At 66.9% G+C, this 25,668-nt stretch carries 26 protein-coding genes; 10 read left to right on the forward strand and 16 right to left on the reverse strand.

Annotation, left to right across the window (positions count from 1 at the left end; genetic code table 11):
• Positions 1 to 19: 19 nt before the first annotated feature.
• Together HMJ39_RS01155 and HMJ39_RS01160 are read right to left on the reverse strand one after the other, a co-directional pair.
• On the reverse strand, positions 20 to 631 hold the full coding sequence (locus HMJ39_RS01155) for an SCO family protein (protein ID WP_161383925.1): 612 nt from the start codon (positions 629 to 631) through the stop codon (positions 20 to 22).
• A gap of 4 nt (positions 632 to 635) precedes the next feature.
• On the reverse strand, positions 636 to 1,367 hold the full coding sequence (locus tag HMJ39_RS01160) for an SURF1 family protein (RefSeq protein ID WP_161383924.1): 732 nt from the start codon (positions 1,365 to 1,367) through the stop codon (positions 636 to 638).
• Positions 1,368 to 1,467: 100 nt separating this feature from the next.
• Here HMJ39_RS01160 and HMJ39_RS01165 point away from each other — a divergent pair, with 100 nt between their 5' ends.
• Positions 1,468 to 1,719: a twin transmembrane helix small protein gene (locus tag HMJ39_RS01165; RefSeq protein WP_161383923.1), complete on the forward strand. Its 252-nt coding sequence runs from the start codon at positions 1,468 to 1,470 to the stop codon at positions 1,717 to 1,719.
• A gap of 70 nt (positions 1,720 to 1,789) precedes the next feature.
• Here the strand turns inward: HMJ39_RS01165 and HMJ39_RS01170 are convergent, their stop codons facing one another.
• From HMJ39_RS01170 to coxB, 4 genes are read right to left on the reverse strand one after another with little or no spacing between them, the layout of a single operon-like run.
• A complete protein-coding gene (locus HMJ39_RS01170; RefSeq protein ID WP_194295963.1) occupies positions 1,790 to 2,671 on the reverse strand; it encodes a cytochrome c oxidase subunit 3 in 882 nt (293 codons plus the stop codon).
• Between the two features lie 30 nt (positions 2,672 to 2,701).
• Positions 2,702 to 3,286, reverse strand: a complete 585-nt coding sequence (locus tag HMJ39_RS01175) for a cytochrome c oxidase assembly protein (RefSeq protein WP_161383921.1) — start codon at positions 3,284 to 3,286, stop codon at positions 2,702 to 2,704.
• Positions 3,287 to 3,307: 21 nt separating this feature from the next.
• Complete coding sequence (gene ctaD, locus HMJ39_RS01180; RefSeq protein ID WP_161383920.1) at positions 3,308 to 4,909, reverse strand: cytochrome c oxidase subunit I; 1,602 nt, start codon at positions 4,907 to 4,909, stop codon at positions 3,308 to 3,310.
• 14 nt (positions 4,910 to 4,923) lie between these two features.
• On the reverse strand, positions 4,924 to 6,132 hold the full coding sequence (gene coxB, locus HMJ39_RS01185; protein WP_194295964.1) for a cytochrome c oxidase subunit II: 1,209 nt from the start codon (positions 6,130 to 6,132) through the stop codon (positions 4,924 to 4,926).
• 404 nt (positions 6,133 to 6,536) lie between these two features.
• Here coxB and HMJ39_RS01190 point away from each other — a divergent pair, with 404 nt between their 5' ends.
• Positions 6,537 to 6,869, forward strand: a complete 333-nt coding sequence (locus HMJ39_RS01190) for a DUF1820 family protein (protein WP_161383918.1) — start codon at positions 6,537 to 6,539, stop codon at positions 6,867 to 6,869.
• 382 nt (positions 6,870 to 7,251) lie between these two features.
• On the opposite strand, the gene HMJ39_RS01195 is transcribed toward HMJ39_RS01190, so the two are convergent.
• Together HMJ39_RS01195 and HMJ39_RS18780 are read right to left on the reverse strand one after the other, a co-directional pair.
• A complete protein-coding gene (locus HMJ39_RS01195; RefSeq protein WP_161383917.1) occupies positions 7,252 to 7,440 on the reverse strand; it encodes a hypothetical protein in 189 nt (62 codons plus the stop codon).
• 92 nt (positions 7,441 to 7,532) lie between these two features.
• Positions 7,533 to 7,973, reverse strand: coding sequence for a hypothetical protein (locus HMJ39_RS18780; RefSeq protein ID WP_228462081.1), 441 nt, complete (start codon positions 7,971 to 7,973; stop codon positions 7,533 to 7,535).
• A 133-nt stretch (positions 7,974 to 8,106) separates the two neighbouring features.
• On the opposite strand from HMJ39_RS18780, the gene HMJ39_RS01205 reads away from it, so the two are divergent.
• Entirely contained in the window at positions 8,107 to 8,832 is a 726-nt protein-coding gene (locus HMJ39_RS01205) for a dienelactone hydrolase family protein (RefSeq protein WP_161383916.1), read from the forward strand.
• Here the strand turns inward: HMJ39_RS01205 and HMJ39_RS01210 are convergent.
• The 3 genes from HMJ39_RS01210 to HMJ39_RS01220 are packed head-to-tail and all read right to left on the reverse strand — an operon-like array spanning position 8,829 to position 13,224.
• The gene (locus tag HMJ39_RS01210; protein WP_194295965.1) at positions 8,829 to 9,479 is read right to left on the reverse strand and encodes an alpha/beta hydrolase; all 651 of its coding nucleotides are present in this window, start codon (positions 9,477 to 9,479) and stop codon (positions 8,829 to 8,831) included. The genes HMJ39_RS01205 and HMJ39_RS01210 overlap by 4 nt on opposite strands.
• A 23-nt stretch (positions 9,480 to 9,502) precedes the next feature.
• Positions 9,503 to 12,382, reverse strand: a complete 2,880-nt coding sequence (gene rapA / locus HMJ39_RS01215) for an RNA polymerase-associated protein RapA (protein WP_194295966.1) — start codon at positions 12,380 to 12,382, stop codon at positions 9,503 to 9,505.
• Between the two features lie 35 nt (positions 12,383 to 12,417).
• Positions 12,418 to 13,224, reverse strand: coding sequence for a helix-turn-helix domain-containing protein (locus HMJ39_RS01220; RefSeq protein ID WP_194295967.1), 807 nt, complete (start codon positions 13,222 to 13,224; stop codon positions 12,418 to 12,420).
• Positions 13,225 to 13,402: 178 nt separating this feature from the next.
• Here HMJ39_RS01220 and HMJ39_RS01225 point away from each other — a divergent pair, with 178 nt between their 5' ends.
• From HMJ39_RS01225 to murI, 4 genes are all read left to right on the forward strand, one after another.
• Positions 13,403 to 13,582 carry a hypothetical protein gene (locus HMJ39_RS01225; protein ID WP_161383912.1) on the forward strand — a complete coding sequence of 60 codons (180 nt, stop codon included), beginning with the start codon at positions 13,403 to 13,405 and terminating at the stop codon, positions 13,580 to 13,582.
• 1 nt (position 13,583) lies between these two features.
• Positions 13,584 to 13,775, forward strand: a complete 192-nt coding sequence (locus tag HMJ39_RS01230) for a DUF1272 domain-containing protein (RefSeq protein WP_161383911.1) — start codon at positions 13,584 to 13,586, stop codon at positions 13,773 to 13,775.
• Positions 13,776 to 13,780: 5 nt separating this feature from the next.
• Positions 13,781 to 14,644, forward strand: coding sequence for an alpha/beta hydrolase family protein (locus HMJ39_RS01235; RefSeq protein WP_194295968.1), 864 nt, complete (start codon positions 13,781 to 13,783; stop codon positions 14,642 to 14,644).
• 127 nt (positions 14,645 to 14,771) lie between these two features.
• A complete protein-coding gene (gene murI / locus HMJ39_RS01240) occupies positions 14,772 to 15,545 on the forward strand; it encodes a glutamate racemase (RefSeq protein ID WP_194295969.1) in 774 nt (257 codons plus the stop codon).
• Here murI and HMJ39_RS01245 read toward each other — a convergent pair.
• Complete coding sequence (locus HMJ39_RS01245; RefSeq protein ID WP_228462082.1) at positions 15,542 to 16,528, reverse strand: alpha/beta hydrolase; 987 nt, start codon at positions 16,526 to 16,528, stop codon at positions 15,542 to 15,544. The two genes, murI and HMJ39_RS01245, sit on opposite strands and share 4 nt — an antisense overlap.
• Before the next feature lie 140 nt (positions 16,529 to 16,668).
• Between HMJ39_RS01245 and proV the strand changes: the two genes are divergently transcribed.
• The 3 genes from proV (at position 16,669) to HMJ39_RS01260 (ending at position 19,746) form a co-directional block, all read left to right on the forward strand.
• Positions 16,669 to 17,916: a glycine betaine/L-proline ABC transporter ATP-binding protein ProV gene (proV, locus tag HMJ39_RS01250; protein ID WP_407645777.1), complete on the forward strand. Its 1,248-nt coding sequence runs from the start codon at positions 16,669 to 16,671 to the stop codon at positions 17,914 to 17,916.
• 3 nt (positions 17,917 to 17,919) lie between these two features.
• Positions 17,920 to 18,807 carry an ABC transporter permease gene (locus tag HMJ39_RS01255; protein ID WP_194295971.1) on the forward strand — a complete coding sequence of 296 codons (888 nt, stop codon included), beginning with the start codon at positions 17,920 to 17,922 and terminating at the stop codon, positions 18,805 to 18,807.
• 81 nt (positions 18,808 to 18,888) lie between these two features.
• Positions 18,889 to 19,746 (forward strand): glycine betaine ABC transporter substrate-binding protein, encoded by an 858-nt coding sequence (locus HMJ39_RS01260; RefSeq protein ID WP_228462083.1) that lies wholly within the window; start codon positions 18,889 to 18,891, stop codon positions 19,744 to 19,746.
• An 80-nt stretch (positions 19,747 to 19,826) separates the two neighbouring features.
• Here HMJ39_RS01260 and uca read toward each other — a convergent pair whose 3' ends face one another.
• From uca to HMJ39_RS01280, 4 genes are all read right to left on the reverse strand, one after another.
• A complete protein-coding gene (gene uca, locus HMJ39_RS01265; protein WP_194295973.1) occupies positions 19,827 to 23,423 on the reverse strand; it encodes an urea carboxylase in 3,597 nt (1,198 codons plus the stop codon).
• Between the two features lie 85 nt (positions 23,424 to 23,508).
• Positions 23,509 to 24,147: an urea amidolyase associated protein UAAP2 gene (locus tag HMJ39_RS01270; RefSeq protein ID WP_161383905.1), complete on the reverse strand. Its 639-nt coding sequence runs from the start codon at positions 24,145 to 24,147 to the stop codon at positions 23,509 to 23,511.
• Positions 24,148 to 24,158: 11 nt separating this feature from the next.
• Positions 24,159 to 24,875 (reverse strand): urea amidolyase associated protein UAAP1, encoded by a 717-nt coding sequence (locus HMJ39_RS01275; protein ID WP_161383904.1) that lies wholly within the window; start codon positions 24,873 to 24,875, stop codon positions 24,159 to 24,161.
• A complete protein-coding gene (locus HMJ39_RS01280; protein WP_194295974.1) occupies positions 24,872 to 25,666 on the reverse strand; it encodes an ABC transporter ATP-binding protein in 795 nt (264 codons plus the stop codon). Before HMJ39_RS01280 ends, HMJ39_RS01275 begins: the two co-directional genes overlap by 4 nt.
• Between the last annotated feature and the right edge of the window lie 2 nt (positions 25,667 to 25,668).

Genomic DNA, 25,668 nt, shown 5'->3' on the forward strand with positions numbered 1-25,668 from the left:
TCAGGGTTGGGGCCGACGCTCAGATCAGCGAGCCTTTCAACGTGCGTTCAAGATCCAGGCGGATGTTTTCCGCCTCCTCAAGGGTGGCGTCCATGTCCTCGTGGGTGGGGTAGCGCAGGAAGATCTGGCCGTCCGGGCTGACCACGAAGACGTCGCCGATGGCGTCGCCGTCGTGGCCCTCGTAGGCCGGCGCCAGAGCGCGCTTGACGGTGTCCGCGTCGCCACGCACCTCGACGGTGTCGGGAACCTTCTGGTCCAGGAAGGCGCGCAGTTCGTCGGAGGCCGGGGCGGTGTGCACCACGATTCGCCGCAGCCGGTCCATGTTCTCGCCCAGGGTGCGTTGCACCTGGCGCATCTGGTAGTAGAGGCCGTTCTTGCAGGCCGCGCCGCAGTCGGCGCCGGCCACGTACATCAGGCTCCACAGGCCGGCGGTGTCCTTGGCGTTGTAGGCGCCGCCGCCGGGCTCGCGCAGCTCCAGGGCGCGCAGCTGCACATGGGGCAGGATCAGCTGGCCCTTGTTCTCCCGGGGCAGCTCCCAGGGGTCCACGAAATAGCGGCCGGCGATGAAGAACAGCACGAAGGGGCCGACGATGGCCAGCAAGGTCAGCCTGTTTTTGGTACGTGGCGACATGGTTTCAGCGATCCGATCGGGGGCGCCGGCGGATAAGGGCGACCAGGTACATGATCAGGGCGGCCAGGGCCAGGCCCAGCCACTGCAGGGCGTAGGCCTGATGACGCTCCGGGCTGATAGCCGCCGTCACCGCCTGCCAGGGTCGTGGCAGCGGTTCGCGATCGCCCAGGGGTTGGTCGGGGGCCACCCGAATCTCGAAGGGCGCCAATTCTACCCCAAGTCGGTGCCCGATGGCTGCAAAATCCACCTTTTGTACCCGCAATGGCCAGTGATTTTCCGGCAGCGGGGTGTCCTTGAGCACCAGAGCGTTGTCCGGCGGCACGTAAACCGCGCCGTTCACGGTCACCGGGCCGTTCACTTCGGGCACCGGCGGCAGTTGCCGGCGGTCGGCGCCGCGTGGCAACCAGCCTCGGTTCACCAGCACCCAGCGGCCGTCGCCGGTGCGCAGCGGCGTGAGCAGGTAATAGCCGGCGACGCCCTGGTGGGTGCGGTTGTCCAGCAGCACGGAGCGGCGGTTGTCCAGCTCGCCGCGCACCCGCACCGGCTGGTGCTGCGGGTCCGCCTGGGCCAGGGCGGCCTCCAGGGTCACCGGCGCGGAGCGCGCCTTGGCCGCCTGGTCCGCCAGCCAGGCGCGCTTTTCCCCGGCGCGCTGCCATTGCCACCAGGACAGCGCCAGACACAGGGCGACCACGGTGAGCGTGAGCAGCAGTCCGAGTGGGGAAAAACGCCTCTTCATCTTTCACTCGCTGGGGTGGCGGCTACAATGGGCGCGTATTGTACCCGACCCGGATCGGGCGTCGAGGCAATGTCGCCTGGGCGAATTGGAGGAGACCCCTATGTGGTGGGTGAAACTGATCATCCTGGTGCTGCTGGTGGCGGCGGTGGTGGCCCTGGCCCGCGCCCTGATGTCGCTGGTGCGCGGCGAGGGCAAGGACGGCAAGACCATGCGCGCGCTGGCCTGGCGGGTGGGTTTCTCGGCGGCGGTGTTCCTGTTCATCCTGCTGAGCATGATGATGGGCTGGATCCAGCCCCACGACGTCAACCCGGGCCAGCGCTACGGCGAGCCCATCGAGCAGTCGGCGGAATAATAACCGCCGGCGAAAACAAAAAGCCCCGGCTTGTGACCGGGGCTTTTCGTTTCCAGGGTGGTCGGCGGGGTTACAGCCAGTACACCACCACGAAAAGGAACAGCCAGACCACGTCCACGAAGTGCCAGTACCAGGCCCCCGCTTCCCAGGCGAAGTTGTTTTCCGAGTCGAAATGCCCCTTGATCACCCGCAGCAGGGTGACGAACAGGAAGATGGTGCCGATCGTCACGTGGGCGCCGTGGAACCCGGTGAGCAGGAAGAACAGGCTGCCGTAGATGCCGGCGTCCAGGGTCAGGCCCATCTCGGTGTATGCGTGGATGTACTCTTCCACCTGCAGGGTCAGGAAGATCACGCCCAGCAGCACGGTGGCCGCCTGGAAGCCGATCAGCTTGCCACGCTTGCCTTCCAGCAGGGCGTGGTGGGCGATGGTCAGGGTGATGGAGCTGGTCAGCAGGATGGCGGTGTTGATCGCCGGCAGGCCCCAGGCGCCCATGGCCTGGGTGGTGGTGCCGTCCGGGGTCTTGATCAGCGGCCACATGGCCTGGAAGTTCGGCCACAGCAGCTCATGGGTCATGGCGTTGCTGCCGGCGCCGCCCAGCCAGGGCACGATCATCCAGCGGGTGTAGAACAGGGCGCCAAAGAAGGCGCCGAAGAACATCACCTCGGAGAAGATGAACCACAGCATGCCCTGGCGGTAGGAGATGCCCAGCTGCTTGCTGTGCAGGCCGCCCACGGATTCCTTGATGGTGTCGCGCCACCAGACCGCGATGATGAACAGCAGGGTGGCCAGGCCGATGAAGAACAGCGGCATGCCCCAGCTGCCCTGGAACTTGTCCGGGTCGGTGGCCTGCTGGATGAAGTGGGCACCGCCGAAGGCGGTCATGAACAGGCCCACCGAGGCCGCCAGGGGCCAGGGGCTGCTCTCGGGTACGTAATACTTGTCGGTAGCCATTTTCAAAAAATCTCCTGTACAACCGGGCCGTTATTGAGCGACCGCATTGTTGTTAATCACGGCGTCATTCGCAGCGGCGACCCGATCGGTCACGTCGAATATCGTGTACGACAGCGTCAGCGTGTTGATGTGACGCGGCAGCTCCGGATCCAGATAGAAGATCATCGGCATTTCCTTGCGCTCGCCGGCGCCCAGGGTCTGCTGGTCGAAGCAGAAGCACTGGGTCTTGTGCAGGTAGCGCGCCGCTTCCCCGGGGGTCACGGACGGAATGCTCTGGGTGACGATGTCACTGGTCTTCGGGTTGCTGGCGTAGAAATTCACCAGGGTGATTTCCCCCGGATGCACCTTGACGCGGCGCGTGGCGGACATGAAGTCCCCGTTCACGCCCTGGCCGCGCTGGGTGATGAATTCCACCGTCACGGTGCGGTCTTCCACGGTCCGTGACGGGCCCTCGCTGCTTGCCGTCGACGACGTCTTTCCATTCAAACCGGTGATGTCACAGATCACGTCGTAGAACGGCACCATGGCGAACGCGAAGCCGAACATCGCCAGCGCCCAGATCAGGAGCTTGCGCAGGGTGCGCTTGTTGCGATGTTCGAGGCTGTCGTCACTCATGGCGCCGTTATCCGCGTTCCGTTATTTCACCACCGGGGGCGTTTCAAAGGTGTGGAAGGGCGCCGGGGAGGGCACTTCCCACTCCAGGCCTTCCGCGCCGTCCCACGGTTTGGCCGCGGCCTTCTCGCCTTTCTTCAGGGCGCACAGCACGCACACCGCCAGGAAGAACAGCTGCGACAGGCCGAACCAGAAACCGCCGATGGAAATCCAGAAGTTGTAGTCGGCGAACTGCAGGGCGTAGTCCGCGTAGCGGCGCGGCATGCCCGCCAGACCCACGAAGTGCATCGGGAAGAACAGCAGGTTCACGGAGATCAGGGAACTCCAGAAGTGCAGCTCGCCGAGCAGCTTGTTGGGCATCACGCCGGACCACTTGGGCAGCCAGTAGTAGGCGGCGGCGAACATGCTGAACACGGCGCCGGACACCAGCACGTAGTGGAAGTGCGCCACCACGAAGTAGGTGTCGTGGTACTGGAAGTCCACCGGGGTGATCGCCAGCATCAGCCCGGACAGGCCGCCGCAGGTGAACAGGATCACGAAGGCGATGGCCCACTTCATGGGCAGCTCGAAGGTCATCGAGCCGCGCCACATGGTGGCCACCCAGTTGAACACCTTCACGCCGGTGGGCACCGAGATCAGCATGGTCATGTACATGAAGAACAGGGTGCCGGCCAGGGGCATGCCCACGGTGAACATGTGGTGGGCCCAGACCACGAAGCTGAGCAGCGCGATGGAGGCGGTGGCGTAGACCATGGAGGCGTAGCCGAACAGCCGTTTGCGCGCGAACGTGGGGATGATGGACGACACGATCCCGAACGCGGGCAGGATCATGATGTACACCTCGGGGTGCCCGAAGAACCAGAACACGTGCTGGAACAGAACCGGGTCACCGCCGCCGGCGGCGTTGAAGAAGCTGGTGCCGAAGTGGCGGTCGGTGAGCATCATGGTCACCGCGCCGGCCAGTACCGGCATCACCGCGATCAGCAGGAAGGCGGTGATCAGCCAGGTCCAGACGAACAGCGGCATCTTCATCAGGGTCATGCCCGGGGCGCGCATGTTGAACACGGTCACGATCACGTTGATCGCGCCCATGATCGAGGAGATCCCCATCATGTGCACGGACAGGATGAACAGGTCGGTGGAGGCCGGGCCGTACTCGGTGGAGAGCGGCGCGTAGAAGGTCCAGCCGAAGTTCGGCGCGCTCGGGTGGCCGGCGCCGAAGGCGCTCATCAGCACCGAGCTGATCAGGATCGCGAACGCGAACGGCAGAATCCAGAACGACCAGTTGTTCATGCGCGGCAACGCCATGTCCGGCGCGCCGATCATCAGCGGAATCATCCAGTTGGCGAAGCCGACGAAGCCCGGCATCACGGCGCCGAACACCATGGCGAGGCCGTGGACGGTGGTCATCTGGTTGAAGAACTCCGGGTCCACGAACTGCATGCCCGGTTCCAGCAACTCGGTGCGGATCACCATGGCCAGCAGACCACCGACCAGGAACATGGCGAAGCTGAACCACAGGTACAGGGTGCCGATGTCCTTGTGGTTGGTGCTGAACAGCCAGCGTTTCAGGCCGGTCGGGGCGTGGTGATGATGATCATCGTGTGCGGTGGCAGCGGTACTCATCGCTCTCCCCTCCCTTACTCTTGTTCGTAGACGTCTTCGGGTTGAATCAGGTCACCGGTCTCGTTACCCCAGGCATTACGCTCGTAGGTAATGACGGCGGCGATCTGGCGCGGTGACAACTGGGCGGCGAAAGCGGGCATGGCGCCGCGGCCTTCGATCAGCACATGAATGTGCTCTTCCAGATGTTCTTCCTGGGTGGCGAAGTCGCTGCCCGCGAAGGGCAGGCCGACACCGCCTTCACCATTGTTGCCGTGGCAGACCGCGCAGTTGCCCGCGTAGGCCTGCTCGCCCAGCTCCATGGCTTCGTCCAGGTCGGCGAACGGCGTCAGATCCGGCGCCGCGGCGGCCTCTTCCTTCTTCTGGGCCAGCCAGTCCTGGAATTCGGCCTGGCTCACCACCTCGGCCTCGATGGGCATGAAGGCGTGGTTCTTGCCGCACAGCTCGGCGCACTGACCATAATAGGTGCCTTCCTGGCCTTCGGGAACCTGGGCCCAGGTTTCGTTGACAAAGCCGGGGATGGCGTCCTTCTTGCCGCCGAAGTCCGGCACCCAGAAGGAGTGGATCACGTCCGCGGAGGTGACCAGGAAACGAACCTTCTGGCCGGAGGGCAGCACCAGCGGGTTGTCCACTTCCAGGTTGTAGTTCTGGCCCTTCTCGGGGAAGTCCTTGCCCACCGCGTCCTGGGCGGTGCCGTAGGGGAACAGGCCGCCGTCCAGCACCGGGTTGTTGATCTGTTCCGGCGGCGTGGCGATGTTGGACATATAGGACACGCCGATGTTGTTGTCGTCCTGGTAGGTGAGGTACTCGTACTCCCACTTCCACCGGTGACCGGTGACCTTCACCGTGAGGGCCGCGTCCGAGGAGTCATCCAGCTCGATCAGCACCCGGGTGGCGGGCACCGCCATGGCGATCAGGATGACGAACGGAATCACCGTCCACAGCACTTCCAGGAACACGTTCTCGTGGAAAGTGGCCGGGTTCGGGTTGCGGGAGCGGCGGTGGCGGATCATGGAGATCAGGATCAGGCCGAACACCAGCAAGCCGATGATGGTGACGATCCAGAGGATCGTGGTGTGAAGATCGTAGACCTCCTGGCTGACCGCGGTGACCCCGGGCCGCAGGTTGTGGTCGGAACGTTCAGTCCAGTCGCTGGCCATGGCCACGCCGCTGATCATCAGCGACATCAGGCCGACCGCCGCGCGGTGGAACAGAGTTGACTGCATGCGTAAGCTCCCTGTTTTCCCCAGCGAGTACCCCCCGGAACAAGGGGTCACGCCTGTTCTTTTGCCGTCACCGGCACCTGGAAAGCGAGTTTCAGGATAAGATACCGTGGAGCCCTGCCGGGTCCCTACCCCGGTAGGACGGGGGCGGCCAAGGGGGTGGCCAATAACCCGCCTGGTAATGGGGAAAACCGTTCCTGATCAAGCACTTACTTCGAGTAAGGGAAAGTCCGGTGGTTCTCCAGGGTGCGGCAAAATGCCCCACGGCATTGTGGGCCGTAACTCTAGTCATTCAAAGGGGTAAAGTCCAGCCGGAAAGCGGCCCGCGGGGCGCGTCGGCGGGGCATCCCGGCGCCCGGAACTGTGCTAGACTGCGCCCCCGTTTCAGCCCGTGTCGTACCCGCATCATGACCAAAAACCGCCAAATCTATCGGGTCATTTTCCTCAACCAGGGGCAGATCTACGAGATCTACGCCGGCCAGATCTACACCAGTGACCTTTACGGGTTCATCGAGGTGGAGGAATTCCTGTTCGGCGAGCGCGCCCAGATGGTGGTGGACCCCTCCGAGGAGAAGCTCAAGAACCAGTTCGCCGGGGTACAGCGCTCCTTCATTCCCATGCACGCGGTGATCCGCATCGACGAGGTGGAGAAGGAAGGGGTAGGAAAAATTACCGAGGCGGGCAGCAACGTCACCGCCTTTCCCCTGCCGTTCGGCCCGGGTGGCGGCAAGAAGACCTGATCGCCGGGTGGAAAGAAGCAAAAAAGAAGGGCGTCAGCCTGACTGTACGCCCGGAGGGTTGCCTGATTGTATTGGGAGACTCATCCGATTAGTGCGTTCCGGTGGGGGATTAGTTCCCGGCGCGCGCCAATTTTTCCGAATGCACTCCCAACTCGCCTCAAAAACACATCCAACAACGGAATCAGCGTCGATGTTCGGTGCCGGCCGGCGACGGCGAGCGGCTTGGCGTCCTTGCTCCTTGGCCTTCCCTGATCAGGCCCCGCGCTCGCCAACGTCAGCGCCGTCGGCACCAGATCAGAGTCCGGCGGGGGCGGGGCGTTCCGGTCCCCGAGTACAAGTGTGAACCGGCGCACGCGGGTTTTTCCGATTTAACAAAACCGGCCTATTTTTCCTCGTTGCGCGCCGCCGGGCGGATCAGCGCCGGGCTGTTTTCCGCCGCGTCGTCGGCGTTCAACCGGGTTTCCGTGGATGGCTCGCCGGTCCAGGACGAGCGGGAGGCGGTGTCGGCCTGGGCCGGCAGCCAGAGGGCGGTGGTAAGGGCGAGCAATCCCTGAATGGCCAGTTTCGACATGGCGGGCTCTCCTCTGATGGGAATGATTTCCATTTTTTGAGCGGAGCCCGCCCGCTTCGGTTCCGTGAAATTCCGGTTTCCGTGTGCCGGGGTCAGCGGTTGAGTCTGAAAACGTCCATGATGGTCTGGGTGGCATCCAGGATGCGGACCACTTCATTGTCGATGACCACGTCGGAATAGCCGTCCGGGGTGCGGTACACCGATTCCGGCAACCGGTAGCCCTGGTAGTAGAGGTCATCGGGCAGGCGCCGCCCTTCGCGCAGCTTGTCGCGCCAGCCCGGTGGCAGGTCGCCGCCACGGGCCATTTTCTTGCGCAGCCCCGGCGGCAGGTCGTCGCCGCGGTAGCGGTCACCGAAGCGGCGCAGGGCCTCCCGCTCGCGGTCGTTGAAGGCACGCGCCTGGCGGTCCGGCGCTTCCGCCCGGTGGCCGCCCTTGTTGCCTTTGCCGGCCCAGGACGGCGGGTCCGCCTGGGCGCCCAGGGTCAGCCCGGCGAGGCTGGCGGCGAGCAGGGTGTATCGCAGTGGGGTTTTCATGGTCGGCCTCCTGTCATTATCTCCTCCCCATGGAACGCGCTTCCGGGTGAAGGCGCCATGATCCGGTTCCGCTGATTGCGACCGGAAGGTAACGAAGTGTTTAATGGCGGGCGTTCCGACCGGGAGAGAAAGAATGAGCGATATCGTCAACCAGGCCGTCGACTACGAAGTGGACGGCCGCACCTTTCAAGGCCACCTGCTGTACCTGCGCGGCGCCAGCCCCAGTCGCGGACTGCTGATGGCCCCCAACTTCTTCGGCGTCAGTGACGCCGCCATCGCCCAGGCGGAGCGCTGCCTGGACAACACCCGGGCGATTTTCGTGCTCGATCCGTTCGGCGTGGACGTGCGCCCGCAAACGCCGGAGGAGGCGATGACCGCCATGGGCGAGATCCGCGCCGACAACGACGCCCTGCGCGCGCGGCTGCGCGGCGCCCTGGCGGTGCTGGAGCGGGAAGCAGGTGAACTGGGCATCGGCCGGGACCGGCTGGCCATGTTCGGCTTCTGTTTCGGTGGTGCCTGTGCCTTGGAGCTGGCCCGGGACGGCGCCGATCTGCGCGCCTTCGTCAGCTTCCACGGCCTGCTGGACACCCCGGCGCCCGCCGCCGGGCCGGTGAAGGGCAGCGTGCTGGTGCTCAACGGCGCCGACGACCCGATGGTCAGTGAGGACTCACTGAAGGCGTTCAAGGAAGAGATGGACGGCGCCGGGGCGGACTGGCAGCTCACCCATTTCGGCGGCGCCGTGCATTCGTTCACCGACCCGGGGGCGAATATCCCGGGCCGTTCGGTGTACGACCCCAAGGTCGCCCGGCGCGCGTTCGCGGCCATGGACGACCTGTTCGACGAGGTGTTCGGCGCCTAGTCGAATACTCGCGCCAGGAAGGCGGCGATGTCCTGGATCTCCTCCAGGCACACCGCGTGCTCCATGGGGTAGGTCTTGTACTCCGTGGGGTAGCCTTTGGCGCTCAGGGTGTCCGCCGCCTGGCGGCCGCCCTGTTCCGGCACGATCGGATCGAAGGTGCCGTGGGCGATGAACACGGGCAGGCCGGCGTTGGCGTCGCTGAACGCCACGCTGTCGGCGGTGGCGAAGTAGGTGGACAGCGCCATCAGTCCGGCCAGCTTTTCGGGGTACCGCAGGGCCGCTTCGTAGGCCACCGCGCCGCCCTGGGAAAAGCCGGCCACCAGAATCCGCTCGGCGGGCACGCCGCGCTCGATTTCCCGCTCGATCAACGCATCCACCTGGGCCGCGGAACGGCGGATGCCGTCCTCGTCCACCGGGTTGGTGCCGCCCAGGGCGGTGATGTCGTACCAGGCGGGCATCACCATGCCGCCGTTCACGGTCACCGGGATTTGCGGGGCGTGGGGGAACACGAAGCGGGTCCGCTTGCGGCCCAGCTCCGGCACCACCGGTTCGAAGTCGTGGCCGCTGGCCCCCAGGCCGTGCAGCCAGATCACGCTGGAATCGGCGGGCTGTGACGGCTCGATTTCCACGCAGGGCAGATAGTCCATCGGGCTTTCCTTCTATCCAGGGCTCAATTGCCGGCGACGATCACGCGCACCGCTTCCAGACGGAAGCGGGCGTCCGCCAACCGGGCCTCCAGGGCTTCGGTTTGCCGCTCCAGGAAGGTGATTTCCTCCTCCCGGACCAGCGGGTTCTTGTCGCGCAGGGCGCGCAGCCGGCGCAGATCCCGGTCCTGGCTCTCGCGCATCCGCGCCAGGGCGTCGTCGATCACCGCGCGGGCCTGGGTGGCGGCCTTTTCCTCGTCGTCCTTGAGGCGCTCCTCGAGCAGCGCTTTCTGGCTCGCCACGATCTTGCGCGCCAGCGGCTTTTCCAGCTTGTGGCACTGTTTGCACAGGGCCTCGTGGGTGATCGCCGAGGACAGGTCGCGGCCGTTGGCGTCCAGCAGCCGGCGCACCGTGGTCACCGGCAGGAAGCGGTCCGCCTGCAGATGGCGGGGCGCCTCCGGTTCCACCGTGTAGACCAGCTCCAGGAGCAGGGTGCCGGCCTGGATCTTGGGGTTCTTGAGCAGGCTCACCGAGGCCTTGCCCCGGTGCTCGTCGAGAATCAGATCCAGGGCGCCTTCCACCATGGGGTGCTCCCAGGTGAGGAACTGCATGTCGTCCCGGGCCAGGGCGGTGCCGCGCTGGTCGGTGACGGTGATGCCGTCCTCGGGCAGATGCGGGAACGGCTCGCGCATGTGGCTGCCGGGCTTGAGGATCCAGGCATCGTCGGAATGCTCCTCCTGATCCACGCCGTAATGGTCGAACACCCGGGTCATGAACGGCCAGGGGCTGTCCGCGTCGGCGTCGGCCAGGCGCTCCTTGAGCACCTCCGCCCGTTGCGGGTCGAAGGACGCCAGCTCCAGCAGCCGGTCGCGGCCTTCTTCCAGGCGCTGGCGCAGCGCGTCCGCCTGCTCCCGGGTGGCGGCCACCAGGGCGTCCAGGGCGGCGCCGTCCTCGGGGGCGTTCAGGGCCTTTTCCAGGGCGTCGCCGGTGCGCTGGCGAATCTCATGGCCGGCCGGGTTGGTGTGTTCGAAGGCGTTCATGCCCTGGTGGTACCAGTGGAACAGCACTTCCTGGGCGTGGCCCTGGAAGTAGGGCACGTGGATTTGCACGTCCTCGCTCTGGCCGATGCGGTCCAGGCGGCCGATGCGCTGCTCCAGCAGATCCGGGTCCAGGGGCAGGTCCAGCAGCACCAGGTGGTGGGCGAACTGGAAGTTGCGGCCCTCCGAGCCGATCTCCGAGCACACCAGGGCCTGGGCGCCGTCTTCCTGGTCGGCGAAATAGGCGGCGGCGCGGTCACGCTCGATCAGGTCCATGCCTTCATGGAACACCGCCAGGTTCATGCCCAGCTTGTAGCCGCAGTGGGCGTGCAGGTCGATGGCGGTGTCGCGGCGCGCGCAGATCACCAGCACCTTCTCGCCCCGGTGCTCCTTGAGGAAGCGCTCCAGCCAGCTTACCCGCGGGTCGTCGGCGCACCAGCGGTCATCGGCGAAACCCGCTTCCGGGTAGAGCCGCAGCTCGAGTTCCTCATCCTCATCCACCCGGTAGGCGTCGGGCAGCGGCAGGGCGTCGCCATGCACCTGGCGGGCCGGGAAGCCGGCCACGTTGTGGCGGGTGTTGCGGAACATCACCCGGCCGGGGCCGAAGCGGTCCAGCAGTTCGGCGAGCACCGCGTCGCGGTGGGCTTCGTCCACGGTTTCGTCGGGCAGCAGCCCGGCGGCCCGTTGCTTGAGGTCCGCCGGCCACTCCTCCCGGTCGTGCAGCGCGCCGACCAGGTCCGCCACCTCCCGGTAGTGGTCCTGCTCGGCGATGAAGGTATCCAGATCCGGGTAGCGGTCCGGGTCCAGCAGCCGCAGGCGGGCGAAGTGGCTCTCCAGGCCGAGCTGTTCCGGCGTGGCGGTGAGCAGCAGCAGGCCGCGGCTGGCGCCGGCCAGGCGCTCGACGCGCTGGTAGGCCTCGGAGGGCGCGTCCGGCGACCAGTGCAGATGGTGGGCCTCGTCGACGATCACCAGGTCCCAGTCGGCTTCCGCCAGGCTGTCGATGTCGCAGCCCTCCAGGAAGGCGGTGCTGCACAGCACCAGCTGCTCCGAAAGGAAGGGATTGTCGTCCAGCTCCGGGGCATCGGCTTCGCCCTCCGCCTCCGCGAAGATGTCCGCCAGCATTTCCTTGACGTCGTCCACGCTGGGCCGGGACAGGGCGTTCAGGCGCTCCTCGTCGAAGATGGAAAAGCGCAGATTGAAGCGCCGGGCCATCTCCACGAACCACTGGTGCACCAGGGCGTCCGGCACCACGATCAGGGCGCGGCGGGCGCGGCCGGTCTGCAGCTGCTGGTGGAGAATCAGGCCCGCCTCGATGGTCTTGCCCAGGCCCACTTCGTCGGCCAGCAGCACCCGGGGCGCGTAGCGGCGCGCCACCTGGTCGGCGATGTGCAGCTGGTGGCCGATCAGGTCGATGCGCGGGCCGCGCAGGCCCTGGATCGGGGAGCCCTCGCGGTGGGCGCGGGCGTCCAGGGCGGCCACGCGCAGCTCGAACCAGCGGTTGGAGGACAACTGATTGGTGAGCAGCCGGTCCTGGGCGCCGCTCAGGCGCAGACGGTGGCCGAGCAGGGATTCCGGCACCGGTTGCACATTGTCCGGCTCGCCGGCGGGGTGGGCGTGGTAGACCATCAGACCGTTGTGGTCCTCCACGCTTTGCACCACCAGATCCAGGCCGTCGCCGGTGGTCAGGGTGTCGCCCACGTCGAAGGTGATGCGCGACAGCGGCGCGTTGTTCTTCGCGTAGGTGCGCTCCTCTTCCACGGCCGGGTAGCTCACCGTCACCAGGCGGTAGTCCACCTCCTTGATCAGGCCGAGCCCCAGTTCGGTCTCGGATTCACTGAGCCAGCGCTGGCCGGGGGTAAAGTCGGTCATGGCAATCCTGTGGCCGGTGGATTTCGGGAGCGGGATTATACGGGTTCGGCCGCGTCGGCGCGATGAAAGCCGAGGTTTTCGAAGAATTCCCGGGTGGCGTCATCGGCGGGAAAGTACTGTTCGATGCGCAGTTCCTCCATGATCACGTCCATGGCGGTGCCGAAACTGGCGAGGGTGGAGAAGGTGGTCAGGCGCTGGCCATTGATCATCATTTGCAGGGTCAGCATCGGGTCGGCGCTGGCCGGCGCGTCGCCGAGCAGGCCGGGCACGTCGGCCAGGTCTTCCAGGCGCCGGTACAGGCGCCGCAGCAGCGGGTCCGGGCGCAGGTCCAGATCCCGTCTCAGCCGCCGCAAGAGCATGGACGCCACGGTGTCCCAGTTGAGGATGAAGGGTTTGAAGCCCTCCGGGTGGAACACCAGTTCCACCAGGTTGCCGGTGGCCGGCAGCGGCCCGCCCTCGGCCACCATGGCCCGAATGAGCCTTTGCAGGGCGTCGTTGGCCAGCAACAGATTCCACTGGGCGTCGAGCACGCCGGCCGGGTAGGGCAGATGGTTGTCCAGCATCACCGTCAGCGCTTCGCGCACCGGCGCCATGGCCGGGTCATCCAGGCGCGTTTCACCGTACACCGGCGCATGGCCGGCGGCGATCAGCAACTGGTTGGTGTCGCGGCAGTTCAGATCCAGGGCGGCGGCCAGACGCCGCAGCAAGCCGGCGCTGGCCCGGGCGCGGCCGGTTTCCACGAAGCTCAGATGGCGGCTCGACACCGCCGCCCGGCCGGCCAGTTCCAGTTGGCTGAGGCGGCGCGTCTTGCGCCAATCGGAAAGCAGTTCGCCCGGTTCCATCGCCGCTCCTCTTCTCCTCCGCCGTTGTTGGCGCACACGCCGGGGAAGTGAAGATGCTGACTTTACCAGAAACGACGAGGAGAAAGACCATGCCTGGCAATCCCCGAAACACGCGCTTTGACGTCAGCAGCGCCCGGTTCGGTTATTCTTGGGCCGATGGAACGTCAAAGGTGAAGCGATGGGTGAGATCGTCCCGTTCAAGAAGCCGCCCCGGAAGAAGCCGAAGAAAGGGCTGTGCCAGCACGGCTTCCATAAATGGAAGGTGGTGAAGAACACCCGGTTCGACAGCCAGAAGGGCAAGCTGGTGACCCGCTACCAATGCGAGCGGTGTGGCAAACGGAAAGTGGAGGCGCACTGATATGCTGGAAATGAAGAGCCACTGCCAGCACTGCGAGGATGAGCTGCTGGCCCAGGGCGAGGTGTACATCTGCTCCTACGAATGTACCTTCTGCGTGGACTGCTGCACCGCCCTGGGCGCGGTCTGCCCCAACTGCGGCGGCGAGCTGGTGCGCCGCCCGCGCCGTCCGGACAGCGGCGGCGCGACCCGGTGAGCGCCATGATCGCCGGAGAGCCCTTCAGTGTGGCCAGTGGTGACTACCGGGTGCCTCTGACCTGGTATCCGGCCACCGCCGGGGCGCCGGTGGTCGTGCTCATGGCCGCCCTGGGGGTGCCGGCGCGGTTTTACCAGCGGCTTGCCGGGGCCTTGGCGGAGCGGGGCTTCAATGTGGCGTTGATGGAGCAGCGCGGGCATGGCGACAGTGCCCTGCGTCCGTCGCGGCGCCGGGATTGGGGCTTCGCCGAGACCCTGACCCGGGACCTGCCGGCGCTGCTCGACTGGCTGCGCGATCATCACCCGGAAGCCCCCATCGTGCTGATGGGGCACAGCCTGGGCGGTCATTACGCGGCGATTACCGCCGGCCGTTTCCCGGAGCGGGTGGACGGGGTCGTGCTGGTGGCCACCGGCAGCCCCTGGGTGGACGCCTTCGCCGAACCGGTGCGCAAACGTATCCGCTGGCTGACGCGCTTGATTCCGGTCTGCAATCTGGTGCTGGGCTATTACCCCGGCGACCGCATCGGTTTCGGCGGTCGCGAAGCGCGCACCCTGATGGCGGACTGGCGGGATCTGGCGCTGACCAACCGCTATCGTGCCCGGGGCCTGAGCCAGGATCTGGATGCCGCCATCGGCGGCTTCCCGGGCCCGGTATTGGCGGTGCGCCTGGCGGACGACGCCTTCGCCCCGGAGGCCGCGGTGCGCGCGGTCACCGACAAGTTCCGCCACGCCACGCTGACCGGGGTGGTGCTCGACGCCGAGGCGTTGGGCGACCGGGCGGACCATTTCCGCTGGGCGCGCCAGGCCACCACCGTGGCGGACCGGGTGGCCGCCTGGTACCCGGATAAGGCCCTTCGCCGACGCGCCTGAGCGCCGGCCTTTATTCCCCGGGGGGGCGGCGGTACGCTTGGCCGCCTGTGTGAGTCGTTCGAGACCCGTCCATGGTCCGTCCTTTTCCTGCTGAAGTGCCTGATGTGGTGGCGCGCGGAGCCCGCCGTTGAACGGCCCGGTGCTGATATTCGATTCCGGCGTCGGCGGCCTGTCGGTGGTGCGCGCCCTGCGCGAGCGCCTGCCGGACGCGCCCCTGGCCTACGCCTGCGACAACGCCGCCTTGCCCTACGGCACCAAGGACGACGGCTGGCTGGTGGCGCGCATCGTGGCGGTGTGCCGGGCGGCGGTGGCGGCCAGCGACGCGGCGGTGCTGGTGGTGGCCTGCAATACCGCCAGTACCCTGGCGTTGGACGCCTTGCGCGCGGCCCTGCCGATCCCGGTGGTGGGCACGGTGCCGGCGATCAAGCCGGCGGCGGCGTTCACCGCCAGCGGCGTGATCGGCCTGCTGGCCACCTCCGCCACCGTATGCCGGCCCTATACCGACCGCCTGATCGCGGATTTCGCCGCCCACCGTACCGTGGTGCGGGTGGCCGCCGACCCGCTGGTAGCCCAGGCGGAACGGCTGCTCGCCACCGGCAGCGTGGACGAAGCGGTGGTGGAAGCCGCCCTGGCGCCGCTCTGGGAACCGCCGGCGCTGGACACCGTGGTGCTGGGCTGCACCCATTTCCCGCTGCTGCGGGCGCACTTCCCGGCGCCCCGGCCGGTGACCTGGGTGGATTCCGGCGCCGCCATCGCCCGCCGCGTGGACCAGGTGCTGGGCGCGCCGCGCTGGGCCGCCACACCGCCGGCCGCCGCCTGGGCCACGGACGCGCACCGGGCCGGCCTGGCGGCGGCCTGCCAGGCCTTCGGTTTCCCGCCGCCCCGGTTGCTGGCGGTCTAGAACCGGTTCAGCCAGGTTTTCACGGCGGCCAGGGCCGCCGGGGCCGCCACCAGGTCCAGATGGCCCACGTCCGGTAACAAGCGCACCTCCGCCTCCGGGGCGGCGTCCTGGAACACCGCCGGATAGGCATCCGCCCGGAAGCTCTCGTCGTTTTTCCCCACCAGCACCAGGGTGGGCGCGTTGAGCGCCGCCAGATCGGCGGCGTAGTCGTCGCGGGGGTGCAAGGACACCTGCAGCCGGTAGCTGTAGGTAAGGGTCTCGGTGCCGTCGCGCACCGCCCGGGGCATATTGAAGCGGATCACCGGCCGGTCGTTGAAGGCGGTGATGCCTACCCGGTTGAGCAGGCTCAGGCCGATCAGGCGCGGCACGTTCGGCCGCGCCCAGCCGGCGTCGGATCGGTGGGTGGGCGCTTTATGGTGCAGGTAGGGCGCCAGCAGCAGGTAACCGTCAGCCTTGATCTCCGGGCGGCCGCCGGCGTGACGGATGACCAGGCCGCCGCCGCTGGAGTGCCCGCCCAGCAGCAGGGCCGCGTCCGGGTGCTCAAGGCGCAGACGGGCCAGAAAATCATCCAGGTCATCTTCCAACTGGCCAAGGTAGTTCACGTCGCCCCGGCGCGCCGGCGCCCTGCCGTGGCCGCGCAGATCCGGAGTGTAGACATGGGCCAGGCCGGCGCTGGCCACGGCCCGGGCCAGGGGCGCCAGGTAGGCGCCGTGGGAGCCGGACCCGTGGATCAGCACCAGCACCCGGTCGGCGCCGCCTTCGGCGGGATAGGCGCGGTAGTGCAGCGCCGAGCCATCGCGGGTCGGGTAAAGCGACAGCGGTGGGGGCGGGGTGTCCGGGGAACGCAGGCCAGTGAACAGCCCCGTCGCCGGTGGCGCGTCGTCCTCGGCCAGCGGGCTCAGCAAGGTCAGGGCCAGCCCCGTCGCCAGATAGAGGGTGGCGCCTGCCAGGCCGATAAAGAGCAGGGTTTTGATGACGTGCATGGTGCTCCCGTTCGGCGTCGGTGCATGGGCGCCAATGTGCGTATTCGCGGACTTCTTTGCAATGATAAAGCAATAAACGAGCCGCCATTTGGGAACGTGATGCGGTTCACGCTTCGGTTCGGGCCCCGGTTTGCGTTAAGGTGTGTAACCCCAAGACGCAACGGGGAAGGCTTTTGGACGCAAAATTATCGGTCCGTAATGTTTACAAAATCTTCGGTCCCCATCCGAAGCGGGCGCTGGAGATGGTCCGTCAGGGCTTGGGGAAGGACGAGATCTTCGAAAAAACCGGGATGACGGTGGGCGTCTCCGACGCCAGCTTCGACATTCGGGAAGGCGAGATCTTCGTGGTCATGGGGCTGTCCGGCTCCGGCAAATCCACCATGGTGCGCATGCTCAACCGGCTCATCGACGTGACCGCCGGTTCGGTGCTGCTGGATGGCCGCGACATCACCAGCATGAGTCGCAAGGAACTGATCGAGGTGCGCCGCCGCGAGATCAGCATGGTGTTCCAGTCCTTCGCTCTGATGCCCCACCAAACCGTTCTGCAAAACACCGCCTTCGGCCTGGACGTGGCCGGCGTGCCACGCGCCGAGCGCGAGGCCCGGGCGCTCGAGGCCCTGGACGCGGTGGGGCTCAAACCCAACGCGGACAGCTACCCGGATGAACTGTCCGGCGGCATGAAACAGCGGGTGGGCCTGGCCCGCGCGCTGGCGGTGAACCCCGGCGTTCTGCTCATGGACGAGGCGTTCTCCGCCCTCGATCCGCTGATTCGCACGGAAATGCAGGATGAACTGCTGCGCCTGCAGTCCGAGCACGCCCGCACCGTGGTGTTCATCACCCACGATCTGGACGAAGCCATGCGCGTGGGCGATCGCATCGCCATCATGCAGGCCGGCGAAGTGGTCCAGGTGGGCACCCCGGAAGACATCGTGCGCAACCCGGCCAACGAATACGTGCGTTCGTTCTTCCGTGGCGTGGACGTGAGCCAGGTGTTCAGCGCCGGCGACGTGGCCCGCCGCGACCAGGTGACCATCATCGAGCGGCCCGGCGTCAGCGTGCGCGCCGCTCTGTCCCGTCTGGAGGAACACGACCGCAGCCTGGCGGTGGTGCACGACAAGCGCCGCCGCTTCGAGGGCGTGGTCACCTCCGATTCCCTGCTCAGCTGTCTGCGCGGCCTGGCCCGCGACGACGACGGCCGCATCGAGCAGGCCTTCGTGAAGGACATCGAGCCGGCCCGCGCCGACGCGCCCCTGGCGGACGTCATGTCCCTGGCCGCGGAGAGCCCCTGGCCGGTGCCGGTGGTCGACGATGAAGGCCGCTACGTGGGCACCATTTCCAAGGCGGCGTTGCTGCAAACCCTGAACCGCTCGGATCAAGGGGAGGAATAAACCATGGATCTTCCGATTGGCGAAGGCATCAGTGCCGCCGTGGATTTCATGCTCGAACACTTCCAGGGGGCGTTCGATTTTTTCGCGGCGATTCTCAAATTTCTCACCGGCGGACTCACCGACCTGCTCGGCTGGCTGCCGGCCTGGGTGGTGATCGTGGTGCTGGCGGGGCTGGCCCTGTGGCGGGTGAACTGGAAGTTCGCCCTGTTCGTGGTGGCCGCCCTGGGCGTGGTGCTGGGCATGCAGCTCTGGGAACAGACCATGGAAACCCTGGCGCTGGTGCTGGCGGCGGCCATCGTCGCCTTGGGCCTGGGCCTGCCGCTGGGCGTGGCCATGGCCAAGAGCGATCTGGTCGCCGCCGTGCTGCGACCGGTGCTCGATTTCATGCAGACCTTGCCGGCGTTCGTGTACCTGATTCCGGCGGCCATGTTTTTTGGTCTGGGCCAGGTGCCCGGGGCGATCGCCACGGTGATCTTTTCCATGCCGCCGTCGGTGCGGCTGATGAATCTGGGCATCCGCCACGTGGACGTGGAAAACGTGGAGGCCGGCCGCGCCTTCGGCTGCAACCCGTTTCAACTGTTGTTCAAGGTGGAGCTGCCCCTGGCGATGCCGTCGATCATGGCGGGCATCAACCAGACCATCATGCTGGGGCTCTCCATGGTGGTGATCGCTTCCATGATCGGTGCCGGCGGCCTGGGCAACACGGTGCTTACCGGGATCCAGCGCCTGGACGTGGGGCTGGGTTTCGAAGGCGGTCTGGGCGTGGTGGTACTGGCCATCATTCTCGACCGTTTGACGCAGAGTTTCGGTCAGGCCGGGCGGAAGGACAGTCCGCTTGGGCGGCTGAAAAAACTGTTTGGCGGCGAAGGGAGTGAGCGAACACCCACTTAAAATAGGGGTCGCGTCCCATCGCTTTCTTTACTACGGTAGTTACATCTTCAAGCAATCAGAAGGGAAACAATGCGAATTTCAATGCCACGTTTCGTAAAACTGATCGCACTGCCGCTGGCCCTGGTACTGGGCGCCGGCACGGCACAGGCGGCGGACAAAACCATCACCTTCGGCTGGACCGCCTGGTCCGACGCGGAGTTCGTCACCAAGCTGGCGAAAAAAGTCATCGAGGAAAATTACGACTATGACGTGAAGCTGCAGCTGTCCTCCATCGGCGTGCAGTATCAGGGCGTCGCCGGCGGCGACCTGGATGGCATGCTGATGGCCTGGCTGCCTTCCACCCACGAAAACTACTGGAACAAGGTGGGCGACAAGGTGGAAAGCCTGGGCCCGCTGTACGAAGGCGCCAAGCTCGGCTGGGTGGTGCCGGACTACATCCCCGAGGACGAACTGTCTTCCATCGAGGACCTGAAAAAGCCGGAAGTGAAGGAAAAGCTGGACGGCAACATTCAGGGCATCGATCCGGGCGCCGGCCTGATGCAGCTTTCCGAGAAGACCATCGAGGGCTATGACCTGGACTACAATCTGCAGTCCGCCAGCGGCGCCGCCATGACCGCCGCGCTGGCCCGCGCCGCCAAGAACGAGGAATGGGTGGTGGTCACCGGCTGGACGCCGCACTGGATGTTCGGCCGCTGGGACCTGCGCTTCCTGGACGACCCCAAGGGGACCCTGGGTGAAGCCGAGCACATCGACGCCGTGGTGCGTCAGGGCTTCAAGGAAGACTATCCGCAAGTGGCGGAATTCCTGACCCGCATGCACCTGCCGCTGGACGAGCTGCAGGCGGCCATGAACGAGGCCCAGGAAACCAGCTACGAAGAGGCCATCGACAACTACGTGGCCGATCACGAGGACCGCATCAACGAGTGGCTCGGCAAGTAAAACGCCGCCACCGTTCGGTCGATACGAAAAACCCCGCCTCGGCGGGGTTTTTTGTTTTTCGGGGGCGGCCCGGATCCGGGTCAGCCCAGCACCATCAGGGCCTGGCCGGCGTTGATCTGCTGACCCTCTTGGCGGGCGACGTGGATCACCTGGCCGGCCTCCGGCGCGGCGATCTCGATCTCCATTTTCATGGATTCCAGAATCGCCACGGTCTGGCCTTCTTCCACGGTGTCGCCCTCGGCCACCAGCAGCTTCCAGATATTGCCGGCGGTGGGGGCTTCCACCGGCGCGCCGTCCGGCAGGCCGTCGCTTTCGTCCGCGTCCAGATCCTGCTGGCTCTCGAAGTGCATCTGGCCGTTTTCTTCCCAGCGCCGCAGCTCCTCGTCGAACGCTTTGTTGCGGGCGTCGGTGAACGCCTCGATGGAGGCCGCGTTGTCTTCCAGGAAGCGCTGGTACTCGCCCAGGTTGAAGGTGGTTTCCTCCACCTTGAACGGGTAGCGGCCCTTGGGGAAGTCGCGGCGAATGCGCTGCAGTTCCTCGGCGGACACCTGGTAGAAACGGATCTGGTCGAAGAAACGCAGCAGCCAGGGTTGGGTGAAGGCCTCGGTGCGCCGGTAGCGGTTCCACATCTGGAAGGTGCGGCCCACGAACTGGTAGCCGCCGGGGCCTTCCATGCCGTACACGCACAGATAGGAACCGCCGATGCCCACGGAGTTTTCCGCCGTCCAGGTGCGCGCCGGGTTGTACTTGGTGGTTACCAGCCGGTGGCGCGGGTCGTAGGGGGTGGCCACCGGCGCGCCCAGGTACACATCACCCAGGCCCATGACCACATAGCTGGCCTCGAACAGGATGCGTTTCACCTCGTCGATGCCGTCCAGGCCGTTAATGCGGCGGATGAACTCGATGTTGCTGGGGCACCAGGGGGCGTCCTTGCGCACCGACTGCGTGTATTTCTCGATGGCCAGACGGCAGGCTTCGTCGTCCCAGCTGAGCGGCAGGTGGACGATGCGAGAGGGCACTTCCAGGTCGTCCTGCTTGTCCAGGGTCAGCTCGGCGTTCTTGAGCAGGGCCAGCAATTCGTTGCGGGGCAGCACCGTGGGATCGAAGTGCACCTGCAGGGAACGGATGCCCGGGGTCAGTTCCAGGATGCCGTCCGGGGCCTTGTCCTCCAGCCACAGCATCAGGGCGTGGGCGCGCAGCCGCAGGCGCAGGTCCAGCTCCAGGGGGCCGTATTCCACCAGCACGTAGCGGTCGCCGGCGGTCCGGTAGACCACCTCCGGTCCCTCCGCCTGCTCTTCCAGGCGGTCCAGGATCGGCGAGCCCGGCGCGGCCGGGGTGACGGTCCGTTGCGGCGCCGTCAGTTCCGCCACGCAGGCGTCCTGCTCGGCGGCCAGCCGCTCCGCGTCCTCCAGGCTCACCGGCACGAAGCGCAGCCGGTCGCCGGCCTTGAGCTGGCCCAGCTTCCAGCGGTCCGCGGCGATCACCGTGGCCGGGCACACGAAGCCGCCCAGGGAGGGGCCGTCCGGGCCCAGGATCACTGGCATGTCGCCGGTGAAGTCCACGGTGCCCACGGCGTAGGCGTTGTCGTGGATGTTGGAGGGGTGCATGCCCGCCTCGCCACCGTCCCGGCGCGCCCATTCCGGCTTCGGGCCCACCAGGCGGATGCCGGTGCGGCTGGAGTTGTAGTGCACCTGCCAGTCGGCGCTGAAAAAGGTCTCGATGTCGTGGTCGGTGAAGAAGTCCGGGGCGCCGTGGGGGCCGTAGATCACGCGCAGTTCCCAGCTCTCGCCCAGGGCCGGCGCCAGGCCCTCGGGCAGAGCCGGGTCCGTGGCCGGCGCCGCCGGCTCGGCGTCGCTCAGGTGCAGCACGTCGCCGGTGCGCAGGGCGCGGCCGCCGTGGCCGCCGAACTGGCCCAGGGTGAAGGTGGCGCGGGAGCCCAGGTAGGGCTGGCACTGGATGCCGCCGGCCACCGCCAGGTAGGCGCGGGCGCCGCGCCCGTCGGCCTTGCCCAGCGTCAGGGTCTGGCCGGCGGCCACCGGGAAGGCCCGGTGCGTGGGGACTGGTTCGCCGTCCAGGGTGGCGCCCATGTCGGCGCCGGTGAGGGCCACTCGGGTGGCGCTGTTGAAGCGCAGGGTGGGGCCGTTGAGGGTGAACTCCAGGCCGGCGGCGTCCTCGTCGTTGCCCAGCAGGCGGTTGCCCAGCCGGAAACTGAGCGCGTCGAACGGCCCGGACGGCGGCACGCCCACCGGCCAGTAGCCCTGCCGGCCGGGGTAGTCCTGCACCGTGGTCAGGGTGCCGCCGGCCAGCACGTCCAGGGTGCGCGGCCGGTAGCGGAAGTCGTTCAGGTAGCGGGTGGTCATGGCGCCGTCGCGGAACACCGGGTCGGCGAGCACCGCGCGCAGGTAACCCCGGTTGGTCTCGATGCCTTCCACCAGGGTGTCGGCCAGGGCGTCTTCCAGGGCCTGGAGGGCGGCGCCGCGGTCCGCCCGGTGGACGATCAGTTTGGCGAGCATGGGGTCGTAGTAGGGCGACACCGTCAGGCCCGGCTCGATCCAGTGATCGATGCGCAGGGCGTCGCCGTCCGCCTCGGGAAACTCCACGGCGGTGAGCAGGCCGGCGCTGGGCTGGAAGTCCTTGTTCGGGTCCTCCGCGTAGAGCCGCGCCTGAATGGCATGGCCGCGCGGGCTCAGGCCGCCGCCCAGTCGCGCCAGGGCGGGCAGTTCGCCGGCGGCCAGGCGCACCATCCAGTCCACCAGGTCGACGCCGTAGACCTGCTCGGTGACGCCGTGCTCCACCTGCAGGCGGGTGTTCACCTCCAGGAAGTAAAAGCGGTGGCTGTCCTGGTCGAGGATGAATTCCACGGTGCCGGCGTTGCGGTAGTGCACCGCTTCCATCAGGCGGCGGGCGGTGTCGTGCAGGGTGGCGCGCACCTTGTCTGGCAGGTCCGGCGCCGGGGTTTCCTCCAGCACCTTCTGGTGGCGGCGCTGGGCGGAGCAGTCCCGTTCGCCCAGGGCCAGAGCCCCGCCCTGGCCGTCGCCGAACACCTGCACCTCGATGTGACGGGCGCGCTGGATGTATTTCTCCAGGAACACGCCGTCGTTGGAAAAGTTGTTGGCGCTGAGCCGGCGCACCGTGTCCCAGGCTTTTTCCAGGGTCGCCGGGTCGGCGCAGATCTGCATGCCGATGCCGCCGCCGCCGGCGGTGCTCTTGAGCATTACCGGGTAACCGATGTCGGCGGCGGCGCGGCGCGCGGCGGCCAGGTCTTCCAGCAAGCCGGTGCCCGGCAGCAGCGGCACCTGGCTGTCCTCGGCCAGTTGCCGGGCGGTGTGCTTGAGGCCGAAGTCGCGCATCTGCGCGGCGGTGGGGCCGATAAAGGCGATGCCGTTGGCTTCGCAGCGTTCCACGAAGTCCGGGTTCTCGCTGAGAAAGCCGTAGCCGGGGTGCACGGCGTCGATGCCGTGTTCCGCCATCAGCGCGAACAGTTTGTCCTGGTCCAGGTAGGTGTGCGCGGCGTTGCCGTCGCCCAGGCTCAGGGCCTCGTCGGCCAGGGCCACATGGCGGGAGTCGGCGTCCGCTTCCGCGTAGACCGCCACGCTGGTCACGCCCAGCGCGCGCAGGGTACGGATGATACGGGTGGCGATGGCGCCCCGGTTGGCGATCAGTACCTTTTTGAACATGGCTTGGCACTCGTCCGGTTGGCGGGCCGTCCCGCCGTGGTTGCGAATCACCGGGGTCGTCCCCGGCGCGGCGCGCGGGCGCCGTTCAGTGCCAGATCAGCACTTCGATGGGCGTCGGGTCGTAGCCGTTGCAGGGGTTGTTGAGCTGCGGGCAGTTGGAAATCAGCACGGTGATGTTCATCAAGGCTTTCATTTCCACGTACTTGCCCGGCGCCGAGATGCCGTCCTCGAAGGTCAGGCCGCCTTCGGCGGTGACCGGCACGTTCATGAAGAAATTGATGTTGTGGGCGATGTCGCGCTTGCTCAGCCCGTACTCTTCATTCTCGTTGATCGCCAGCATCCAGCTGTCGCGGCAGGCGTGCATGGTGCGCTTGCCCAGGTCGTAGCGGACGGTGTTGCTTTCCGTGGCGCAGGCGCCGCCCAGGGTGTCGTGACGGCCGCAGGTGTCGGCGGTGATTTCCAGCATCGGGTTGTTGCGGTTGGAGCGCAGCACGCTGCCGGCGGTGAGGTAGACGTTGCCCTGCTCGCGCACCGTGTCCATGGCGCTGTAGCGCTCGGCGGGATCGTCGGCGTTGTAGAACAGGGTGTCCGCCGCCTGGTTGCCCTCCAGGTCGAGGATGCGCAGGGTCTCGCCGGCGCGCACCACTTTCAGGAAGTAGTCGCCGGCGGGCACCACTTCGCGGAACGCGGCCTGTTCGGGGGTCAGTTCGCTTTCTTTGATCATGGGGCTCTCCGTCAGGCGCCGAGGTAGTACAGGCGGTTGTTTTCGAAAGCGCGGGCGTTTTCCGGGCGGAAGTTCAGGCAGTAGTCGTCCGCCGTCACCGGGTCCGCCTTGAGCATCTCCACGCGCACCTTCTTCTTCGGGTAGTCCGGCGCCGGGTTGAGCGGGTGCGGGCAGGTGTGCATCAGCACCAGGGTGTCCATCTCGAAACGCAGGGTGACGGCGGCGCCGGCTTTCGCCGCGTCCGGGTCGAAGCGTAGGGCGCCGCCGTCGCCGCTGGCCACCTTGCTGAACAGGTTCAGGTTGGCGGCCAGGTCGCGCTCGGTGAGGCCGTACTTGGCCATTTCCACCAGGAAGCTGTCATGGCCGCTCAGATACCAGCCGTTGCGGTACTGCTGGTAGCCGTGCTCACCGTATTTTTCCTTCAGGGTGTCCGGGTGCAGGTTGCCGCACACGGTGTCGTGCCAGCCGAAGTCGTCGTCGACGATGGAGGCGAACACCCGTCCCATGTCGGAATACAGGCAGTGGCCCCGGGTCAGTTTGAAGGTGTGCTGGCCCTTGAGGGTGTCCGGCGCGTTGTAGCGTTCCAGTTTCTCTTCCGGGTTGTAGAACAGCATGCCCACGTTGGCGCCGCCGTCCACGTCGGTGAGGCGCAGGGCGGTGCCGCGCCGCATCCGGAAGGACCAGTGCGCGCCGCCGGGCATGGTGTACTCGTACAGCGGTTCGGTCATCGGATTGCTCCTTGGAGTAAGCGGGAGGTGTCGTTCACGTTTTGCGAAATGGATTGCAGGGTGCCCTTGTCGCTGTCGCCCACGGGCAGGTCGTAGGTGATGCGCGCGCCGTAGCTTTCCGGGGTCTGTGGGTCCAGGCGGTCCTTGTCGAACACCCACAGCCGGGTGCCCAGATAGAAGCCCTCGGCGAGATCGTGGGTGATCATGAACACGGTCAGCGCCTGCTCGCGCCACAGCTTCAGCACCAGCTGGTGCATGTCCCGGCGGATGCCCGGGTCCAGGGCGCCGAACGGCTCGTCCAGCAACAGGATGCGCGGCTTCTTGATCAGCGCCTGGGCCAGGGCCAGGCGCTGCTGCATGCCGCCGGACAGCTCATGGGGGTATTTGTCCAGGGCGCCGCCCAGGCCCACGGACTCCAGCATCGCCACGGCCTGCTCGCGCAGCCGCTTGCGGGTGTCGCCGAAGGCGCGGCCCAGCCAGCGGCTGGTTTCCAGCTCGCCGCACAGCATCACATTGGCGAGCGCGTTCAGGTGCGGCAGCACCGAGTAGCGCTGGAACACGATGCCACGGCTTTCGTCCGGCTCGTCCGGGATCGGCTTGCCGTCCAGCAGCAGCTGGCCCCGGGTCGGGCTTTCCGTGCCCAGCAGCAGTTTCAGGAAGGTGGTCTTGCCGCAGCCGGAAGCACCGACGACGGTGACGAACTCGCCTTCCTCCACCTCGGCGTTGAGGCGTTCCAGCACTACCTGGTCGCCGTATTCCTTCCACAGATTCTTCAATTCAATGGTGGCCATGG

Origin of the sequence: Alloalcanivorax profundimaris, from assembly GCF_015265435.1 — a bacterium.
GTDB classification, from domain to species: domain Bacteria; phylum Pseudomonadota; class Gammaproteobacteria; order Pseudomonadales; family Alcanivoracaceae; genus Alloalcanivorax; species Alloalcanivorax profundimaris.

Excerpts from the sequence above, each read along its gene's own strand:
- HMJ39_RS01235 (WP_194295968.1), top strand. The coding sequence starts at position 13,781 with ATGATCGCCGGAGAGCCCTTCAGTGTGGCCAGTGGTGACTACCGGGTG.
- HMJ39_RS01210 (WP_194295965.1), bottom strand. The coding sequence starts at position 9,479 with ATGGACTATCTGCCCTGCGTGGAAATCGAGCCGTCACAGCCCGCCGAT.
- coxB (WP_194295964.1), bottom strand. The coding sequence starts at position 6,132 with ATGCAGTCAACTCTGTTCCACCGCGCGGCGGTCGGCCTGATGTCGCTG.
- HMJ39_RS01155 (WP_161383925.1), bottom strand. The coding sequence starts at position 631 with ATGTCGCCACGTACCAAAAACAGGCTGACCTTGCTGGCCATCGTCGGC.
- HMJ39_RS01175 (WP_161383921.1), bottom strand. The coding sequence starts at position 3,286 with ATGAGTGACGACAGCCTCGAACATCGCAACAAGCGCACCCTGCGCAAG.
- HMJ39_RS01230 (WP_161383911.1), top strand. The coding sequence starts at position 13,584 with ATGCTGGAAATGAAGAGCCACTGCCAGCACTGCGAGGATGAGCTGCTG.
- HMJ39_RS01225 (WP_161383912.1), top strand. The coding sequence starts at position 13,403 with ATGGGTGAGATCGTCCCGTTCAAGAAGCCGCCCCGGAAGAAGCCGAAG.
- uca (WP_194295973.1), bottom strand. The coding sequence starts at position 23,423 with ATGTTCAAAAAGGTACTGATCGCCAACCGGGGCGCCATCGCCACCCGT.
- HMJ39_RS18780 (WP_228462081.1), bottom strand. The coding sequence starts at position 7,973 with ATGAAAACCCCACTGCGATACACCCTGCTCGCCGCCAGCCTCGCCGGG.
- HMJ39_RS01270 (WP_161383905.1), bottom strand. The coding sequence starts at position 24,147 with ATGATCAAAGAAAGCGAACTGACCCCCGAACAGGCCGCGTTCCGCGAA.
- HMJ39_RS01160 (WP_161383924.1), bottom strand. The coding sequence starts at position 1,367 with ATGAAGAGGCGTTTTTCCCCACTCGGACTGCTGCTCACGCTCACCGTG.
- HMJ39_RS01195 (WP_161383917.1), bottom strand. The coding sequence starts at position 7,440 with ATGTCGAAACTGGCCATTCAGGGATTGCTCGCCCTTACCACCGCCCTC.
- HMJ39_RS01275 (WP_161383904.1), bottom strand. The coding sequence starts at position 24,875 with ATGACCGAACCGCTGTACGAGTACACCATGCCCGGCGGCGCGCACTGG.
- HMJ39_RS01170 (WP_194295963.1), bottom strand. The coding sequence starts at position 2,671 with ATGGCTACCGACAAGTATTACGTACCCGAGAGCAGCCCCTGGCCCCTG.
- HMJ39_RS01205 (WP_161383916.1), top strand. The coding sequence starts at position 8,107 with ATGAGCGATATCGTCAACCAGGCCGTCGACTACGAAGTGGACGGCCGC.
- HMJ39_RS01165 (WP_161383923.1), top strand. The coding sequence starts at position 1,468 with ATGTGGTGGGTGAAACTGATCATCCTGGTGCTGCTGGTGGCGGCGGTG.
- ctaD (WP_161383920.1), bottom strand. The coding sequence starts at position 4,909 with ATGAGTACCGCTGCCACCGCACACGATGATCATCATCACCACGCCCCG.
- rapA (WP_194295966.1), bottom strand. The coding sequence starts at position 12,382 with ATGACCGACTTTACCCCCGGCCAGCGCTGGCTCAGTGAATCCGAGACC.
- HMJ39_RS01255 (WP_194295971.1), top strand. The coding sequence starts at position 17,920 with ATGGATCTTCCGATTGGCGAAGGCATCAGTGCCGCCGTGGATTTCATG.
- HMJ39_RS01260 (WP_228462083.1), top strand. The coding sequence starts at position 18,889 with ATGCCACGTTTCGTAAAACTGATCGCACTGCCGCTGGCCCTGGTACTG.
- HMJ39_RS01220 (WP_194295967.1), bottom strand. The coding sequence starts at position 13,224 with ATGGAACCGGGCGAACTGCTTTCCGATTGGCGCAAGACGCGCCGCCTC.
- HMJ39_RS01245 (WP_228462082.1), bottom strand. The coding sequence starts at position 16,528 with ATGCACGTCATCAAAACCCTGCTCTTTATCGGCCTGGCAGGCGCCACC.
- HMJ39_RS01280 (WP_194295974.1), bottom strand. The coding sequence starts at position 25,666 with ATGGCCACCATTGAATTGAAGAATCTGTGGAAGGAATACGGCGACCAG.
- HMJ39_RS01190 (WP_161383918.1), top strand. The coding sequence starts at position 6,537 with ATGACCAAAAACCGCCAAATCTATCGGGTCATTTTCCTCAACCAGGGG.